This window comes from Kitasatospora sp. YST-16 (genome assembly GCF_026802215.1).
Classification (GTDB): Bacteria; Actinomycetota; Actinomycetes; order Streptomycetales; family Streptomycetaceae; genus Kitasatospora; species Kitasatospora cineracea.
In genome coordinates, this window is sequence record NZ_CP113837.1 from 4,359,572 (window position 1) to 4,375,255 (window position 15,684).

Sequence of the window (15,684 nt, forward strand, 5' to 3'; positions counted from 1 at the left end):
GTGACCTCGGGACGCGATCCGGCGGATCTCCCGGGAAAGTTACCGCTTGGTAGCTCCGGCGTCATCCGCCTCCGGATGTGAGTTCGCCGACGCGTCCCCCCGCGGCGGGCGGTCGGCGTCCGGCTCGACCGCACCGGCCTCCTCCCCGCCCGGCAGGGCCAGCCGGAAACGCTGCTTCAACGTCGCCCACCGCCAGGTGCCGTTCGCCGGACCGGCCGCCGACACCTCGGTGCCCGACCGCCCCGCCGCCGCCGCGGCCGCCACCGCCACCGGCAGCACCGCCTGCGGCTCCACCGCACCCCCCGCCTCCGGCGACTCCTGCGGCCACAAGTCCAGCGCCGCGCACAGCGAAGGCAGCAGCGCCATCGACGCCGTCGCGTAACCCTGCGCCGACGGGTGGTAGCGGTCCGCGGCGAACAGCTCCGGGCGGGTGGCGAACTCCGGCCCCAGCAGCGAACCCAGCGAGACCGTCCGCCCGCCCGCCTCCACCACCGCGATGGTCTGCGCCGCCGCGAGCTGCCGGCTCAACCGCCGCGCCACCCAGCGCAACGGCGGCCGGACCGGCTTGATGGTGCCCAGGTCCGGACAGGTGCCCACCACCACGTGGCACCCCGCCGAGACCAACGCGCCCACCGCCTCGCCCAGTTCGCGCACGCTGCGGGCCGCCGGGGCGTGCCGGGTCACGTCGTTCGCACCGATCATCAGCACCGCGACGTCCGGCCGCTGCGGCAGCGCCGACTCCAACTGCCGGGCCAGGTCCGACGAACGGGCCCCCGTCCGCGCCGCGTTCACCAGCCGCACCCGGCGCTCCGCGACCGAGGCCAGGCCCGACGCCAGCAGCGCACCCGGCGTCTCCTGCGGGCGCTGCACCCCCAGCCCGGCCGCCGTCGAATCGCCCAGGAACGCCAGCAGCAGGGGCGGCCGGGAGTCCTCCGGGTCGGCGAAGGCCTCGCCGTACACCCCGTCCGCGAACGGCGGATCGCCGTCCAGCACCCCGATCGCCCGGATCGCCATCCGGCTCTCGGTCAGCAGCACCCCCGCCAGCCCCACCCCCAGCAGCCCCAGCCCACCGCCTCCGTAGGCCGCCGCCGTGGCGATCCGTCGCGCCACCCGGGCCCTCGACGCCTGCGAGCCGGTCATGGCCCACCCCCTCCTCCGCTCCGCACACCGGTACCCCACTGCTACCCCCCGACCGCCCCGCCCTACCGGCCCGCCCCCGCAGAACCACCCGCCCGCCGGACCCCGGCCGCCCCGGGCGTGCGGCGGCGCCCGGCCGCGGCGGGATCGGCGGGATCGGCGGATCGGCGGGGCAGGCTGGCGGTGCGGGGGCGGGGCGGGCCCTAGGCTGGGGGTTTCGGGTAAATCAGTGATGCCATCGACCGGGAGGACCCCCGTGCGGTACCACAATTCGATCATCGAGCTGGTCGGCGACACCCCGTTGGTGAAGCTCAACAAGGTCACCGAGGGGATCAGCGCCACCGTGCTGGCGAAGGTCGAGTACTTCAATCCGGGCGGTTCGGTGAAGGACCGGATCGCCATGCGGATGATCGAGGCGGCGGAGGCTTCCGGGGCGCTCAAGCCCGGCGGCACCATCGTCGAGCCCACCAGCGGCAACACCGGGGTGGGGCTGGCGATCGTGGCCCAGCAGAAGGGCTACAAGTGCATCTTCGTCTGCCCGGACAAGGTGTCCACGGACAAGATCAACACCCTGCGGGCGTACGGCGCGGAGGTCGTGGTCTGCCCGACCGCGGTCGCGCCGGAGCACCCGGACTCGTACTACAACGTCTCGGACCGGCTGGTCCGGGAGACCCCGAACGCGTGGAAGCCGGACCAGTACTCCAACCCGGAGAACCCGGCCTCGCACTACCACTCCACCGGACCGGAGCTGTGGGAGCAGACCGAGGGGCGGATCACCCACTTCGTGGCGGGCGTCGGCACCGGCGGGACGATCTCCGGCACCGGCAACTACCTGAAGGAGGTCTCCGGCGGGAAGGTGCAGGTGGTCGGCGCCGACCCGGAGGGCTCGGTGTACTCGGGCGGCACCGGGCGGCCGTACCTGGTGGAGGGCGTCGGCGAGGACTTCTGGCCGACCGCGTACGACCGGCAGGTCGCGGACCGGATCGTCGCGGTCTCCGACAAGGACTCGTTCCAGATGACCCGCCGCCTCGCCAAGGAGGAGGGCCTGCTGGTCGGCGGCTCCTGCGGGATGGCCGTGGTGGCGGCGCTGGAGGTGGCCCGCGAGCTGGGGCCGGACGACGTCGTGGTGGTGCTGCTGCCGGACGGCGGCCGCGGCTACCTGTCGAAGATCTTCAACGACGACTGGATGGCCGACTACGGCTTCCTGCCGACCGCCACCGACGAGGCGCACATCGGCGAGGTGCTGGCCCGCAAGGACGCCATCGAGCACGAGGGCATCCCGCAGTTCGTGCACATGCACCCGGGCGAGACGGTCGCCGAGGCGGTCCGGGTGCTGCGGGACTTCGGCGTCTCGCAGATGCCGGTGGTCTCCGCGGGCGCCGGGCACCCGGACATCATGGCCGGCGAGGTGGTCGGCTCGGTGGTCGAACGGGAGCTGCTGGAGGGCCTGTTCAGCGGGCGGATCCAGCTGACCGACACCCTCGACGGGGTGATGTCGAAGCCGCTGCCGGTGGTCGGCTCCGGCGAGTCGGTGACCAACCTGATGGCGGTGCTGGAGAAGGCCGACGCGGTGGTGGTGCTGGTCGAGGGCAAGCCGCAGGGCATCGTGACCCGGCAGGACCTGCTGGCCTTCCTGACCGCCCGGGCCGGCCACTGACGCCCGCTCAGCCGGCCGCGCCCGCCGTCCGGGTGGGATCCCGGGCCCCGGAACAGTTGGTACTCGGACGTCACAACTGCGCATCACCGGGTTAACACGGGCACGGCATCTTTGAAGCACGGCAAGAACGCCGAAAGCGGTGGCAGCGGAAGGACGGGAGCGGCTCCCCGTCCCCCGCGGCCGCCAGGGACACGACCGGTCGGCCTGACCCGGCCCACTGTGTCCGGACCGCGGGAGGCGCCGTCGTCCCGCCCCTGTTCACCAGGGTGCGGCGGCTCCCGCGGCAAGAGATCGCGCCGCGAGGCGCGGCTCCGCGAGCTCCCGGGTGGGGGAGTCCGAGCGGAGGAGGAAGGGCCGGTCCGGGTTCGCCCGGGCCGGCCCTTCCTCGTGCCCGCGGCCGTTCCGGCCCCGTTCCGCCGCCGTTCACCGCCCGCCCGGGGCTCTGCTTCCGGCTCCGCCCCGGCCTCGTTTCCGGAAGGCTGTGCGAGGCCCTAGGCTCGCTGACATGACCAGCACCGACCTGCCCGAGCAGGACGCCCCGCGCTACGTTCGCCTCACCATCGAGCTGATCGCCGAGATCACCGACGAGGGGGCCCTCAAGGCCGCCGCGCTCACCCAGGTCGCCGAGGACGAGTACCTGGAGGACGACGAGCGGGCCCAGGCCGTCGAGGCGATCGAGGTGGACCCGACCGGTTCGCTCGCCCACTTCGTCGACCCGGTGGCCCTGCTCGGCGACGTCCCCGGCGTGGAGCTCGCCTCCGCGACCTGGGAGTCCGCCAGCACCGACTACGACCCCGACGACGAGAGCTGGGACGAGTACGAGGTGCAGTGACACCCGTCCCACCGCGTTCCACCCCGTGCGAGAGCCCGGTCCGGTATCCCCGGACCGGGCTTTTGTCCGTTCTGCCTAACCCTTGGGTACTCTCGTACGATCTGCACATAAATGCGTGATCTTGGACCGAGGAGCATGGACGTGACCGCACCGGAGAAGCAGGACCGGCCGCGCGGCGGCAACTGGAGCCGGCGCGGGGTGCTCTCCGGGCTGCTGGGAGCCCCCGTGCTGCTGGTCGCGGCCTGTTCGGGGGGCGGCGGGAAGTCCGGTGCGGCGGGTGCTTCCGGCTCGGCTCCGGCCGGGGGCGGGGCGGTCACGGAGAGCCCGTCCACCAGCCCGAAGGCCTCGGTGGCGCAGATCACCGTCAAGCCCGCGGACGGCGCCACCGCCGCGCCGTTCACCGAGCCGGTCACCGTCACCGTGCTGGACGGCACCCTGACCTCGGTGACCGTCACGGACGGGGCGGGCCGGGCGATAGCGGGGCAGCTCGCCGCGGACGGCGCGAGCTGGACCTCCACCGCCAAGCTGTCCAGCGGCAGCACGTACACCGTCGCGGCCGCCGCGGTGGACAAGGACCAGCGCCCGGCCGACGCCAACGCGAGCTTCTCGACCGCCTCCCCGGCCAACACCTTCGTCGGCTACTTCACCCCCGAGGACGGCTCCACCGTCGGCGTCGGCATGCCGGTGTCGATCAACTTCAACAAGTCGATCACCGACCGGAAGGCCGTCCAGCAGGCGATCACCGTGGTCGCCGACCCGCCGGTGGAGATCGTCGGCCACTGGTTCGACTCCACCCGGCTCGACTTCCGCCCGCAGGAGTACTGGGCGAAGGGCACCAAGGTCACCCTCAAGCTGCGGCTCAAGGACGTCGCCGGAGCCAGGGGCGTGTACGGGACGCAGTCCAAGGACGTCACCTTCACCGTCGGCCGCAGCCAGGTCTCCACCGCCGACCTGAAGGCCGACACCCTCACCGTCCGCACCGACGGCCAGGTCACCGCCACCTACCCGGTGATCGGCGGCGCGCCCGAACACCGCACCTGGGGCGGCAAGCTGGTGATCTCGGAGAAGTACCAGCAGACCCGGATGAACTCCAGCACGGTGGGCCTGGGCAGCGAGTACGACATCCCGGACGTGCCGCACGCCCAGCGGCTGACCACCTCGGGCACCTTCATCCACGGCAACTACTGGTCGCCCGCCTCGCAGTTCGGCAACGACAACACCAGCCACGGCTGCATCGCGCTGCAGGACGTCCAGGGCGGCAACGACCCGAGCACCAACGCGGCCGCCTTCTACGCGAGTTCGATGATCGGCGACGTGGTCGAGGTGGTCAATTCCGGCGACCGCACGGTGAATCCCGGAAACGGCCTGAACGGCTGGAACATGGCCTGGGCGGACTGGGTGGCCGGAAGCGCGGTCTGACGGGTCCGCACGGGGACGGGGGTTCGGGCACGGACGGGGTCCGGGCACGGACGGTGGGGGCCGTCTGAGAATGTCCTAAATGAATGGTAAAAATATTCGCGTGCGGGGGGACGCGTCATCGTGCTGAGCTTGCCTCCGCGGCAGGGCCGACCGGGCCCGAACCGTCTCCAGTAGCAGGAGTCAAGCCATCAACACCGTCATCCGCCGCCGCACCGTCCGCGCGGGCATAGCCGTCACCACCGGAGCCGTCCTGCTCGGCGGCGGGCTCGCCGCCTGCGGCACCGTCGAGCAGCTGAGCGCCGGTCAGAAGCTGGGCAAGGCGTTCGACAAGCTCGGTGACGCCAGGACCGTCACGGTCGACCTCTCGCTCGACGCCACCTCCTCCCAGCTGGTCGAGTTCGGCAAGGCGACCGGCGACCCGATCGAGAAGCAGGCCGCCGACCTGCTCTCCGACCTGAAGCTGTCCGTGTCGGTCGGCTACGACAAGCCGCTCAAGGACGTCCAGGGCGCCAAGGGCGGCTGCGACACCGCGGGCACCGGGACCGACGGCCTCCAGGGCGCCTCGGTCGGCTACGCGCTGAACGGCAAGAAGGACGGCAGGACCTACGCCGACATCCGGCTGATCGGCAAGAAGGCCTACCTCAAGGTCGACGTCCGCGGCATCGCGCAGCTCGCGGGCGAGGACAGCTCGGAGTTCGAGTCGGCCCTCGACCAGCTGCCGCCCGCGGCCGCCCCGCTCAAGGACCTGGTCGGCGGCAAGTGGATCTCGGTGGACACCGACAAGTTCGAGGAGTTCTCCCGGCAGATGTCCGGCTCCGCCGGCAAGGGAGCCACCCCGAAGGCCGCCCCCAGCCTCGACCCGTCCGTGCTCAACGGCTTCTGCAACTCGCTCACCGAGGCCCTCTCCGACAACGTCACGCTCGCCGACCTGGGCAAGAGCGGCGACGCGGACGACGTGATCCGGGTCTCCGCGCCCGCCCGCCCGCTGGTCGAGGCGCTGTACACGTCGGTCACCGGCGTCGCCAAGGGCATCCCCGGCTACCCGAAGCTCCCGGCCAAGGGCGACTTCAGCGACGTGCCGGACCGCAAGCTCTCCGCCGACGTGCAGCTCAAGGACGGCCGCCCGCAGGCGATCACCTTCGACATCGCCCAGTTCGCCGACACGTCGGACTGGTCGGCGCACCTCCCGCTGCGGATCGGCATCTCCACCGACGGCGCCGCGCAGAGCGCCCCCACCGGCGCCACCGAACTCGACCTGAACGGACTCCAGAAGGCGTTCTCCTCGATGTCCGGCGGAGACCTCGGGGACGGTGCCACCGGCTCCGGCTTCGACCAGGGCTCCGCCGCCCCGCTCACCGAGTCGCAGTACGCCGAACTCCAGCGGCTCGGCATCGACCGGGACACCGCCGAGTCGATGAACCACAGCGGCTTCGCCTTCGACGAGATCAAGGGCCTCGCTCCCCAGCTGACCTGACGCCTCGTCAACCACCCGCACCACCCCGGCCCGCCGCGAGGAACACCCCCGCGGCGGGCCGCGGCGCAGCGCGACGTCCAAAAGCCGCCGGACCGCGGCCCCGCCCCCGCGCAGGCTGGAGGCATGCACACCACCACCGACACCGCGGCCGGGATCGAGACCAGGGCCGTGCCCGCCCCCGTCCTGGACGCGCTGCGCCGCACCGACGACGCCGGGCAGGCCCGGACCGCCACCGTCACCGAAGAGGGCGGCGAACCGCTGCGCTGCTGCCTGACCAGGGCCCGGCCCGGCGAGCGGATCATCCTGCTGTCCTACGCGCCGCTGCTGCGCTGGGCCGCCGAGACCGGCTGCGACCCCGGGCCGTACCTGGAGACCGGGCCGGTCTTTGTGCACGCCGAACCGTGCGCCGGCCACCCCGGCGGCTGGCCGGAGGGCTTCCACGGCAGCCACCGGGTGCTGCGCGCCTACTCGGCGGACGGCCGGATCCTCGGCGGCCGGCTCGGCGAACCCGGCGAACTCCCGTCCCTCGCCGCCGAACTGCTGGCCGACCCGGCGACCGCCGTGCTGCACGTGCGGGCCGTCGAGTTCGGCTGCTTCCTGCACGAAGTCCGGCGCGCGTAGCCGTTGTTCAGGCGCGCGGCCTGGCGTAGTCGGCGTAGCCCTGCCAGTCGAGCATCACGCAGGGCACGTCGCCGAGCACCCAGGCGTCGTGGCCGGGCGGGCAGAGCATGAAGTCGCCCGCGCCGAACTCCGCCGCCTCGCCGTCGTCCATCTCCACCCGGATCCGGCCGGAGATCACGTACCCGGTGTGCGAGGCCCGGCAGCTGTCGGTGCCGGCGATCGGCTTCACGTGCTCCGACCAGCGCCAGCCCGGCTCGAACACCGCCCGGCCGACGCCGCCGGCCGCCAGGTTCACCAGCGCCAGCTGTCCCTTGCCGCCCTCGAACGGGCGGACCTCCTCCGGCTCGTCGAGACTCATCCGCACCAACCCGGCCATCACCGTTCACCTCCGGCCGAGAACGTCCCGCGCTCCGCCGCCGGAGCGCGGCCCATCCCTCCATCCTCGGCACCCGGCGGTCCGGGCGCGACGCGGGACGGCCACCCCGGCCGCCGGACCGCCTCCGTCCCGCGTCGCGTGCCGTGCCCCGGTGCCCGCGTCCCGCGTCGCGCGCCGGGAAGCCCACCCGTCGCACTAGGCTCGGCGGCATGACCGAGCACCAGCTTTCCCACGGCTTCGAGACCCTCGCCATCCACGCGGGCCAGGAAGCGGACCCCCGGACCGGGGCAGTCGTGACGCCGATCTACCAGGTGTCCACCTACAAGCAGGACGGCGTCGGCGGACTGCGCGAGGGCTACGAGTACAGCCGCTCCGCGAACCCGACCCGCACCGCGCTGGAGGAGTGCCTGGCCGCGATCGAGGGCGGCGCGCGCGGCCTCGCCTTCGCCTCCGGGCTGGCCGCCGAGGACACCCTGCTGCGCACCCTGCTCAAGCCCGGCGACCACATCGTCATCCCGAACGACGCCTACGGCGGCACCTTCCGGCTGTTCGCCAAGGTGCTGACCCGCTGGGGCGTCGAGTTCTCCGTCGCCGACACCCACCACCCCGAGAAGGTGCGCGAGGCGATCCGTCCGACCACCCGCGCGGTGTGGGTGGAGACCCCGTCCAACCCGCTGCTCGGCATCACCGACCTCGCCGCGGTCGCCGAGATCGCGCACGCCGCCGGCGCGAAGCTGGTGGTCGACAACACCTTCGCCAGCCCCTACCTGCAGCAGCCGATCTCGTTCGGCGCGGACGTCGTGGTGCACTCCACCACCAAGTACATGGGCGGGCACTCCGACGTGGTCGGCGGCGCCCTGGTGGTGGCCGACCCGGGCCTGGCCGAGGAGGTCGCCTACCACCAGAACGCGATGGGCGCGGTGGCCGGGCCGTTCGACGCCTGGCTGGTGCTGCGCGGCATCAAGACGCTCGGCGTCCGGATGGACCGGCACTCGGAGAACGCCGAGAAGGTCGCCGAACTGCTCGCGGGCCACCCGAAGGTGACGCAGGTGCTCTACCCCGGGCTGCCGACCCACGCCGGGCACGACGTCGCCGCCAAGCAGATGAAGGCGTTCGGCGGCATGGTGTCGTTCCGGGTCGCGGGCGGCGAGCAGGCCGCCGTCGAGGTCTGCAACCGGGCGCAGCTGTTCACCCTGGGCGAGTCGCTGGGCGGCGTGGAGTCGCTGATCGAGCACCCCGGCCGGATGACCCACGCCTCCGCGGCCGGCTCCCCGCTGGAGGTGCCCGCCGACCTGGTGCGGATCTCGGTCGGCATCGAGTCCGCCGCCGACCTGCTGGCCGACCTGGAGCAGGCCCTCGGCTGACGGCCCGTCAAGGCCCGGCAGGGCCGGTCACCGGTTCAACGGCGGCCCAGCAGGCCGTCGTTGAACCGGGCCAGCAGCGCGCAGAACACCGCCCGCTCACGGGCCGTCCAGCCCGCCGTCAGCTCGCCGATCAACTCCCGCCGCCGACGTCGTACCTGGGCCAGCCGGCCGGCCCCCAGCGGGGTCAGCGCCAGTTGCACCGCCCGCCGGTCCGCCGGGTACGGCAGCCGCGTCACCAGCCGCTCCCGCAGCAGCGGCGCGGCCTGCCGGGTCACCGTCGAGGAGTCCACCCCGAGCGCCGCCGCCAGCGTCTTCACCTTGGCCGGGCCAGTGGCGGCGAGCTGCTCCAGCAGCAGGAACGAGGCCCGGTCCAGCTCCCCGGCGACACTGATCCGCCGGGCGAACACCGCGACCTGGTAGGGGAGTTGGCCGTCCGGGTCCGGACAGTCGGGGTCGGAGGGCTGATCGGGCGCAGACTGGCTCATCGCGGCTCACGGGGGGTGCGGGCGACTCGTGACCAGCAGCGTACGCGCGCCGGACGGACACCGGAACCACGCGCGCCCCGGGGCTTGGTCCGGGGATCCCCGCCGCCCGGGCCCTACGCTGGCCCCCATGCACAGGTGGCCGATCACGGTGGACGACGTCCGGGGCGCGCAGAAGATGCTGGCGGGGGTGGCCCGGGTGACCCCGATGCAGACCAGCCGCCACCTCTCCGGGACGGCCGGCACCCCCGTCCACCTCAAGTGCGAGAACCTGCAGCGCACCGGCTCGTTCAAGCTGCGCGGCGCGTACGTGCGGATCGCCGGGCTCTCCCCGGTCGAGCGGGCCGCCGGGGTGGTCGCCGCCAGCGCCGGCAACCACGCGCAGGGCGTCGCGCTGGCGGCCGCGCTGCTGGGGGTGCGCTCCACCGTCTTCATGCCGGTCGCCGCCCCGCTGCCGAAGGTCGCCGCCACCCGCGAGTACGGCGCCGAGGTCCGGCTGCACGGCGCCAACGTCGACCAGGCGCTGCGGGCCGCCCGCGAGTACGCCGAGGCGACCGGCGCGGTCTTCATCCACCCCTTCGACCACTGGGACGTGATCACCGGTCAGGCCACCGTCGGCCTGGAGATCCTGGAGCAGTGCCCCGAGGTGCGCACCGTGCTGGTCGGCACCGGCGGCGGCGGGCTGCTGGCGGGCGTGGCGATCGCGGTCAAGGCGCTGCGCCCGGACGTCCGGGTGATCGGCGTGCAGGCCGCGGCGGCGGCCGCGTACCCGCCCTCGCTGGCGGCGGGGCGTCCGGTCGCGCTGGAGCGGTTCGCCACCATGGCGGACGGCATCATGGTCGGCCGCCCCGGCGACATCCCGTTCGAGGTGGTGAACGCCCTCGCCGACGGGGTGCTGACGGTCTCCGAGGACGCCCTCTCCCGGGCCTTGTTGGTCGGTCTGGAGCGGCTCAAGCTGGTGGTCGAGCCCGCCGGGGCGGCGCCGATCGCCGCGTTGATGGCGGAGCCCGGCCGGTTCGAGGGCCCGGTGGTGGCGGTGCTCTCCGGCGGCAACATCGACCCGCAGCTGATGCAGCGGGTGCTGCGGCACGGCCTGGCCGCGGCGGGCCGCTACCTGTCGCTGCGGGTCCGCCTCGCCGACAAGCCGGGCGCGCTGGCCGACCTGCTGGGCGTGCTGACCAGGGTGGACGCCAACGTGCTGGACGTCGCGCACGTGCGGATCGACCCGCAGCTGGGCCTGGCCGAGGTCGAGGTGGACCTGCACCTGGAGACCAAGGGCCCCGAGCACTGCGCGGCGGTGATCGGCGAGCTGCGCGAGGACGGGTACGTGGTCAGCCGCTGAGCCGGCGGGCGCCGGCGTGGTGCCGGTGCCGCGTCGGTACCGCGCCGGTGCCGGTGCCGGCGCTCTTCGGAGGGATTGTCAGTGGGGGCTGCCAGGCTGTGACCTGTCTCACCTGCGACGCTTGACGCGATATATCGCGAGTGGAAGCATCTTGCGATGTATCGCGAGCTTGCCGCAGGCGGGCCCGGGTAACAAATCGGATGATTTCCTTCCAGAACCGACTCGCATCAGGAGATGAGGCAGCCCCATGGCGGCAGCCATCGAAGCCGAGAACCTGGTCAAGACGTTCGGTGACGTCCGCGCCCTGGACGGCGTGAGCCTGGACGTCCCCGAGGGCACCGTGCTCGGGCTGCTCGGCCCCAACGGCGCGGGCAAGACCACCACCGTCCGCGTCCTGACCACCCTGCTCCAACCCGACTCCGGCCGGGCCACCGTGGCCGGCGTCGACGTCCTCAAGCACCCCAACAAGGTGCGCAGCCTGATCGGCCTGTCCGGCCAGTACGCCGCCGTCGACGAGTACCTCACCGGCCGCGAGAACCTCCAGATGGTCGGCGAGCTCTACCAGATGAGCGCCCGCGACGCGAAGCGCCGGGCCCTCGAACTGCTCGAGTGGTTCAACCTCTCCGAGGCCATGGACCGCACCGCCAAGACCTACTCCGGCGGCATGCGCCGCCGCCTCGACCTGGCCGCCGCCCTGGTCGTCCGGCCCCCGGTGATGTTCCTCGACGAACCCACCACCGGCCTCGACCCGCGCAACCGGCTCGCCCTCTGGGAGGTCATCGAGACCCTGGTCGAACAGGGCACCACCCTGCTGCTCACCACCCAGTACCTGGAGGAGGCCGACCGCCTCGCCCACGACATCGCGGTGGTCGACCACGGCCGGGTGATCGCCCGCGGCACCGCCGACGAGCTCAAGGCCCAGATCGGCGGCGAACGCATCGAGGTGGTCGTCCGCGCCGCCGACCTCGTCCCCGAGGCGGTTGCCGCGCTCACCCCCTACGCCAAGGGCGACCCCACGGTGGAGCGCAACACCCGCCGGATCACCGTCCCGGTCAGCGGCGGCGCCCGGGTGCTCGCCGACGCCATCCGCGAACTGGACGCCCGCTCCATCGAGATCGACGACATCGGCCTGCGCCGCCCCACCCTCGACGACGTCTTCCTCTCCCTCACCGGCCACGCCACCGAGGACGGGACGGGCCCGGACGCCGCGGCCGGAGACGGGGACGACACGCCCGTGGCGGCCGGGAAGGGCCGCCGCGGCCAGGGGAAGGACGCCTGAGATGACACTCGCCGACACCCGGGGCGCCATCGGCGGCGCCCCCGTCACCCCGCGCCGCGGCGTCGCCGCCACCGCCCACGACTCCTGGGTGGTGGCGAAGCGGAACCTGCGCCGGATGACCCGGATCCCCGAGATCGTGGTCTTCGGCCTCATGCAGCCGGTCATGTTCGTGCTGCTGTTCTCGTACGTCATGGGCGGCGCGATCGCCATCCCCGGCGCCCCGACCAACCACCAGACGTACATCGAGTACCTGATGGCCGGCATCTTCGCCCAGACCGTCACCTTCGCGGTGGCCGGCGCCTCGGCCGGCATCGCGGAGGACATGACCAAGGGCCTGGTCGACCGGTTCCGCTCGCTGCCGATGTCCCGGGCCGCCGTGCTCACCGGCCGCACCCTGGCCGACCTGGTGCAGACCGCGTTCACCGTGGTCGTACTGGCCCTGGTCGCGCTGCTGGTCGGCTGGCGGATCCACGAGGGCTTCCCCAAGGCGCTCGCCGCGTTCGGCCTGCTGCTGCTGCTCGGCTACGCCTTCTCCTGGATCGGCGCGCTGATCGGCCTGTCGGTGCGCAGCCCCGAGGCGGCCACCTCGGCCGGCCTGATCTGGCTGTTCCCGCTGACCTTCGTCTCCAACGCGTTCGTACCGGTCAGCTCGATGCCGAGCTGGCTGCAGCCGATCGCCTGCTGGAACCCGTTCTCCGCCACCGTCCAGGCCTGCCGCAGCCTGTTCGGCAACCCGCTCGGCCCGGTGCCGGACTACTGGCCGATGCACCACCCGGTGCCGGTGTCGGTGGGCTGGTCGCTGGTCATCCTGGCGGTGTTCTCCTGGCTGTCGGTGCGCAAGTACCGCCGCGCCGCGGGCTGAACCGGGCGTCCGAGCATCCGGCCGTCCGTCCGCCAGGCCGTCCGGCCGCCCGCCGGACGCACGACGGCCGCTCCCCCCACCCGGGGGAGCGGCCGTCGTCGTGCGTGCGGGCCCTGCGGGTCCTGCGGACCGCGCGTGCCTTGCGGACCGCGCGTGCCTTGCGGGGCGGTCAGCCGGAGAACGGCTTGGCGTCGACGATCTTCACGCTGGCCTTCTTGCCGTTCGGCAGCTCGTACTGGGCGTCCTCGCCCACCGACTTGCCGATGATGCCCCGGCCCAGCGGCGACTGCGGGGAGTACACGTCGATGTCGCCGTCGGTGACCTCGCGGGAGGCCAGCAGGAACTCCATGGTGTCGTCCAGGTCGCCGTCGAAGGCGACCTTCACCAGCATGCCCGGGGCCACCACGCCCGAGTCGGCCGGGGCCTCGCCGACCTTCGCGCGCTCCAGCAGCTGGGACAGCTGGCGGATCCGCGCCTCGGTCTTGCCCTGCTCGTCCTTGGCCGCGTGGTAGCCGGCGTTCTCCTTGAGATCGCCCTCCTCGCGTGCGGCCTCGATCTTCTTCGCGATCTCGATGCGCCAGGGCCCGGTCAACTGGTCAAGCTCGGCCTTGAGCTTGTTGTAGTGGTCCTGAGTGAGCCAGGTCACGTCATCGTTGGTCTGGGTCACAGGGTGCTCCTCGTCGGTGCTGGCGCCGCCCCGGGGGTGGACCGGTGGCGGTGGGTCGATTTTCTGGGCAGATGCAAAGCAACGCCCGCTCCCGTGCCGACCGGCGTGGAAGGGGCGAAATCACGAGCCTAACAAGTTCCCGGCCTGGACGGGAGGTCTCCGGGCAGCCCGCCCGCCGGGCCCGGGGCCGCCGCGCGCGGCGACCCCTCCGAAAGGGTGAGCGAGCGGGCCGGGCGGGGCGTCACCCCCGCCGTTACGGGCGGGACGCTGCTCCTCGCTGGGGGCGGCGCTGCTTCTCGTCGCGGGCGGCGCTACTTCCTGCCGGAGGCGGTGCTACTTCTTGCCGGGGGTGCAGCCGAGCAGCTCCGCCGTGGTGCCGCGGGCGGTGGTGCGCAGCGTCACCACCTCGACGTAGCTGCTGCCCGCCGCCGGGACCTGGAAGTCCGACTGGCCGACCACCGCGCCGTCCGCGCCCTGCGAGCGGACCGTGCAGACGCCCGCGGTGCCGTCGCTCTTGCGCACCGAGAGCTGCAGCTGCAGCTCAGTGTCCGACACCGCCTGGAAGGTCGGCACCGTCCCGTTCAGCTTGGTCTCCCGCAGCAGGTACGAGCCGCCCAGCCAGGCGATCAGCCCGAGGAACAGCACGCCGCAGACCACCGCGGCGATCCGCAGCTTGCGGTCGGCGGCCCGGTCGTCGGTCCGGCTGTAGCGGCCGGCCGGCGGGGCGGCCGGGGTCCGGGGCGTAGGGCTGTGGTCCATGGCGGGGCTCGGTCCTTTCGCTGAGGGGCGTTCGTCCTTCGGTGGGAATGGACCGGCCCTTCAGTCCGTCACTATAGGAGGGGCACGTCCGCGCCAGAGGCGGCGGGGGAGCCGGCCCGACGAACCGGACATACCTGTACCTGAAGGGGACCAGGCGTTGAGCGAGCAGTTGCGTTTGATGGCGGTGCACGCGCACCCGGACGACGAGTCCAGCAAGGGCGCCGCCACCATGGCGATGTACGTGTCACAGGGGGTGGAGGTCCTGGTCGCCACGTGCACCGGGGGAGAGCGCGGCTCGATCCTCAACCCCAAGCTCCAGGGCGACCCGTGGGTCGAGGAGAACATCCACGAGGTCCGCCGCAAGGAGATGGACGCCGCCCGGGAGATCCTCGGCGTCCAGCAGGCCTGGCTCGGCTACGTCGACTCGGGCCTGCCCGAGGGCGACCCGCTGCCCCCGCTGCCCGAGGGCTGCTTCGCCCTCGAGGAGGTGGAGGTCGCGGCCGGGGCCCTGGTCAAGCTGATCCGCGAGTTCCGCCCGCACGTGATCACCACGTACGACGAGAACGGCGGCTACCCGCACCCCGACCACATCATGACCCACAAGATCACCATGGCCGCCTTCGACGCCGCCGGGGACCCGGCGGCCTACCCCGAGGCGGGCGAGCCCTGGCAGCCCTCCAAGCTCTACTACAACCACGGCTTCCCGATGGGCCGGATCCGCGCCCTGCACGCCTACCTCAGCGCCAACGGCCACGAGTCCCCCTACGGCGAGTGGATCGAGGGCTGGGAGAAGTCCGGCCGCGCCGAGCGGGAGATCACCACCCGGGTCGAGTGCGGGGACTTCTTCGAGATCCGCGACAAGGCCCTGATCGCCCACGCCACCCAGATCGACCCCGACGGGCCCTGGTTCCGCGTCCCGCTCGACGTCCAGCGCGAGGTCTGGCCCACCGAGGACTACGAACTCGCCAAGTCCCTGGTCGACACCGACCTCCCCGAGACCGACCTCTTCGCCGGCCTCCGCAAGTAACCCCACCCCGTACCACCCCCCGGTGACCCGGCCGCCTTAAGGCCGGGTCACCATGGAGGAATGAGCACCCCCGTGAACCCCACCCAGCTCGCCACCGCCCTGGCCCTCGACGAAACCAAGGTCACCCCCGGCCTCCTCGGCTTCGTCGTCTTCGCCGCCCTCGGCATCGCCACCTGGTTCCTCCTCAAGTCCATGAACGCCCGCTTCAAGAAGATCGACTTCACCGAGCAACCGGACCCGAAGGACGACTGACCTCCCGGTACCTCCAGCAGCACGCCGGGAACCCCGTCGACTGGTGGGAGTGGGGGCCCGAGGCGTTCGCGGAGGCGGAGCTGCGGGGGTGCCGGCATTGACACGTACGGTGAGCGGCTCGGGATGTCGTCGCC

General features: G+C 72.8%; 17 protein-coding genes. 12 read left to right on the plus strand and 5 right to left on the minus strand.

Annotated features, from left to right (window positions below):
* Positions 1-39: 39 nt before the first annotated feature.
* Entirely contained in the window at positions 40-1,140 is a 1,101-nt protein-coding gene (locus OU787_RS20065) for an SGNH/GDSL hydrolase family protein (protein WP_030464727.1), read from the minus strand.
* A gap of 229 nt (positions 1,141-1,369) precedes the next feature.
* Here OU787_RS20065 and OU787_RS20070 point away from each other — a divergent pair, with 229 nt between their 5' ends.
* The 5 genes from OU787_RS20070 (at position 1,370) to OU787_RS20090 (ending at position 7,140) form a co-directional block, all read left to right on the plus strand.
* Positions 1,370-2,794: a cystathionine beta-synthase gene (locus tag OU787_RS20070; RefSeq protein ID WP_369795009.1), complete on the plus strand. Its 1,425-nt coding sequence runs from the start codon at positions 1,370-1,372 to the stop codon at positions 2,792-2,794.
* Between the two features lie 505 nt (positions 2,795-3,299).
* The gene (locus OU787_RS20075) at positions 3,300-3,626 is read left to right on the plus strand and encodes a hypothetical protein (protein ID WP_030462761.1); all 327 of its coding nucleotides are present in this window, start codon (positions 3,300-3,302) and stop codon (positions 3,624-3,626) included.
* Between the two features lie 135 nt (positions 3,627-3,761).
* Positions 3,762-5,045, plus strand: a complete 1,284-nt coding sequence (locus OU787_RS20080; protein ID WP_268660206.1) for a L,D-transpeptidase — start codon at positions 3,762-3,764, stop codon at positions 5,043-5,045.
* A gap of 466 nt (positions 5,046-5,511) precedes the next feature.
* Positions 5,512-6,519 (plus strand): hypothetical protein, encoded by a 1,008-nt coding sequence (locus tag OU787_RS20085; RefSeq protein WP_268660207.1) that lies wholly within the window; start codon positions 5,512-5,514, stop codon positions 6,517-6,519.
* A gap of 123 nt (positions 6,520-6,642) precedes the next feature.
* Positions 6,643-7,140, plus strand: coding sequence for a DUF1203 domain-containing protein (locus tag OU787_RS20090; RefSeq protein WP_268660208.1), 498 nt, complete (start codon positions 6,643-6,645; stop codon positions 7,138-7,140).
* Positions 7,141-7,147: 7 nt separating this feature from the next.
* Here OU787_RS20090 and OU787_RS20095 read toward each other — a convergent pair whose 3' ends face one another.
* Positions 7,148-7,516 (minus strand): cupin domain-containing protein, encoded by a 369-nt coding sequence (locus OU787_RS20095; RefSeq protein WP_123553169.1) that lies wholly within the window; start codon positions 7,514-7,516, stop codon positions 7,148-7,150.
* A gap of 209 nt (positions 7,517-7,725) precedes the next feature.
* On the opposite strand from OU787_RS20095, the gene OU787_RS20100 reads away from it, so the two are divergent.
* Positions 7,726-8,880, plus strand: a complete 1,155-nt coding sequence (locus tag OU787_RS20100; RefSeq protein WP_030462766.1) for a cystathionine gamma-synthase — start codon at positions 7,726-7,728, stop codon at positions 8,878-8,880.
* 35 nt (positions 8,881-8,915) lie between these two features.
* On the opposite strand, the gene OU787_RS20105 is transcribed toward OU787_RS20100, so the two are convergent.
* Positions 8,916-9,365, minus strand: coding sequence for a MarR family winged helix-turn-helix transcriptional regulator (locus OU787_RS20105; protein WP_030462767.1), 450 nt, complete (start codon positions 9,363-9,365; stop codon positions 8,916-8,918).
* 127 nt (positions 9,366-9,492) lie between these two features.
* On the opposite strand from OU787_RS20105, the gene ilvA reads away from it, so the two are divergent.
* From ilvA to OU787_RS20120, 3 genes are all read left to right on the plus strand, one after another.
* Positions 9,493-10,704, plus strand: a complete 1,212-nt coding sequence (gene ilvA, locus OU787_RS20110; protein WP_030462768.1) for a threonine ammonia-lyase — start codon at positions 9,493-9,495, stop codon at positions 10,702-10,704.
* Between the two features lie 247 nt (positions 10,705-10,951).
* Positions 10,952-11,983, plus strand: coding sequence for a daunorubicin resistance protein DrrA family ABC transporter ATP-binding protein (locus OU787_RS20115; protein ID WP_030462769.1), 1,032 nt, complete (start codon positions 10,952-10,954; stop codon positions 11,981-11,983).
* Position 11,984: 1 nt separating this feature from the next.
* A complete protein-coding gene (locus OU787_RS20120) occupies positions 11,985-12,845 on the plus strand; it encodes an ABC transporter permease (RefSeq protein WP_030462770.1) in 861 nt (286 codons plus the stop codon).
* Positions 12,846-13,014: 169 nt separating this feature from the next.
* Here OU787_RS20120 and greA read toward each other — a convergent pair whose 3' ends face one another.
* On the minus strand, positions 13,015-13,512 hold the full coding sequence (greA, locus tag OU787_RS20125) for a transcription elongation factor GreA (protein WP_030462771.1): 498 nt from the start codon (positions 13,510-13,512) through the stop codon (positions 13,015-13,017).
* A 333-nt stretch (positions 13,513-13,845) separates the two neighbouring features.
* Complete coding sequence (locus tag OU787_RS20130; protein ID WP_030462772.1) at positions 13,846-14,271, minus strand: DUF4307 domain-containing protein; 426 nt, start codon at positions 14,269-14,271, stop codon at positions 13,846-13,848.
* A 157-nt stretch (positions 14,272-14,428) separates the two neighbouring features.
* On the opposite strand from OU787_RS20130, the gene mca reads away from it, so the two are divergent.
* Genes mca through OU787_RS34830 form a run of 3 tightly spaced genes read left to right on the plus strand, consistent with a single transcriptional unit; the run spans position 14,429 to position 15,651 of the window.
* Entirely contained in the window at positions 14,429-15,298 is an 870-nt protein-coding gene (mca, locus tag OU787_RS20135) for a mycothiol conjugate amidase Mca (protein WP_268660209.1), read from the plus strand.
* Positions 15,299-15,358: 60 nt separating this feature from the next.
* On the plus strand, positions 15,359-15,550 hold the full coding sequence (locus OU787_RS20140) for a hypothetical protein (protein WP_030462774.1): 192 nt from the start codon (positions 15,359-15,361) through the stop codon (positions 15,548-15,550).
* Positions 15,547-15,651: a DUF255 domain-containing protein gene (locus tag OU787_RS34830; RefSeq protein WP_369795010.1), complete on the plus strand. Its 105-nt coding sequence runs from the start codon at positions 15,547-15,549 to the stop codon at positions 15,649-15,651. Before OU787_RS20140 ends, OU787_RS34830 begins: the two co-directional genes overlap by 4 nt.
* Positions 15,652-15,684: the final 33 nt, after the last annotated feature.